This window comes from Rudaea sp., from assembly GCF_036383415.1.
GTDB lineage: Bacteria > Pseudomonadota > Gammaproteobacteria > Xanthomonadales > Rhodanobacteraceae > Rudaea.
In genome coordinates this window covers 1-1,849 of record NZ_DASVOK010000371.1, presented here as the reverse complement: position 1 = coordinate 1,849, position 1,849 = coordinate 1, and the positions used below count along the sequence as shown (strand labels likewise).

The following is a 1,849-nucleotide window of genomic DNA, read 5'->3' as shown; positions in this document are numbered from 1 at the left end:
CGAGGTCGGTGTGCTGGTGGAAGATTTCGCGCACCTGTTTCGACACGTTGCGATAGCGCGAGAAATCCGGCGGCACGAACACCGCCTGCGGGCATAGGCGCGCCGCGCGCAGCGCCGGCATCGCCGAACGCACGCCGAACTTGCGCGCCTCGTACGAGGCCGCACAGACGACCGAACGCGCTCCGCGCCAGGCAACGACGACGGGTTTGCCGCGCAGGCTCGCGTCGTCGCGCTGCTCCACCGAGGCGTAGAACGCGTCCATGTCGATGTGCACGATCTTGCGCATGGGCGAATTGTGCCATCGCGCTGCAACTTTGCTGACACACGTTCTACCTAGCATCCTCGCGATGATGCAGCGCCACATGCTGGGAGCAGTGGGCGCGCATCGCCCCAAACTTGAGGACGAGTCATGACGACGACGAATTCGTCGCGCGCTCACGCGCGCGGACAACGGCTGTGCCTGCTTTCCGCCGCGGTGTTCTGCGCGCTGGCGGCGACGCGGATCGGTGCGGCCGAAACCGCCGTGGCCACGGCGGACGCGACCGATGCCGCAGCGCCCGCAACTGCCGACGGCGCCAGCCAGCTCGACTCCGTCGTCGTCAGCGCGAAGAATTCGACGCGTTCGGCCGTGTCGCTGAGCGGAGCGGAGATCCAGAAGATCCAGCCTGGTGCGAGTCCGCTCAAGGCGATCCAGACCCTGCCCGGCGTGCTCTATCTCACCGCGGATCCGTGGGGCAACAACGAACAGAACACGCTGCTGTTCATCCACGGCTTCTCGACCCAGCAGCTCGGCTACACGCTCGACGGTGTGCCGCTCGGCGACCAGCAGTACGGCAACTACAACGGCCTGTCGCCGCAGCGCGCGGTGATCAGCGAGAACGTCGGCGCGGTGACGCTGGCCTCGGGCGCGGGCGATCTGTCGACCGCATCGACCTCGAACCTCGGCGGCACCGTGGCGACGTTCTCGTCCGATCCGACGAAGACGAGCGGCTTCCAGCTCAACCAGACCTTCGGCAGCAACGCGACCACGCGCACCTTCCTGCGCTACGACACCGGCGAATTCGGCGGCGGCAATTCCGCCTACGCCTCGATCATGCATCAGGACCAGCGCGCCTGGGACTTCGCCGGCCACCAGCGTGGCTGGCAGGCCAACGGCAAGTTCGTGCATGACGACGAGCACGGCAAGCTCACTGTCTATGTCGCCTACTCGGACAAGATCGAACCGAACGAGGACACTCTGTATCGCTCGGCGACCGGCGCGGGCGAAGGCACGCCGCGGCCGGACAACCGTCCGTTCATGTATCCGAACTTCGCGCAGGCGCTCGCTTATCTCGGCGCCAACGGCGCGCCGCCCGCATCGGCCGGTAACAACTATCGCAACTATTACAGCGACGCGCAGCGCACCGACTACTTGACCTACGCCAAGTACGAATGGCGGCTCAACGATGCGATGACCTGGTCGAACCAGGTCTACTACCACCACGATGACGGCGTCGGCGTCGTTGCCGGACCGATCCAGGTCGCCGGTCTGCCGAAGCTGTTCGGTGCGTATTTTCCGGGACAGGATCTGAAGACCGTGTTCGGCGGTTCCGGTTATGCCACGCGCACGACCGAGTACGACATCAACCGCCGCGGCTGGCTTTCCTCGTTCGACTGGCAGCTCGGCGACCACCAGCTCGATGCCGGCCTCTGGTACGAAATGAACCGTTCCTCGACCAACCGCCGCTGGTACGCGCTCGACGTCAATCATCCGACCAGCCCGTACCAGCGCCCGGGCGATTCGCTGACGCCGCTGATCACGCAGTACAACAGCGAGATCAAGAACGAAGTCGTGCAGCCCTACGTGCAG

1 protein-coding gene and 1 pseudogene are annotated in these 1,849 nt (G+C 65.5%); one reads left to right on the top strand and one right to left on the bottom strand.

The window, feature by feature from the left end:
* Positions 1-286: pseudogene (locus tag VF497_RS13720) on the bottom strand (DNA polymerase IV); the annotation flags it as partial.
* Between the two features lie 123 nt (positions 287-409).
* Between VF497_RS13720 and VF497_RS13715 the strand changes: the two are divergent.
* Positions 410-1,849, top strand: a 1,440-nt coding sequence (locus VF497_RS13715; protein ID WP_330889638.1) for a TonB-dependent receptor, incomplete at its 3' end; no start/stop codon positions are given.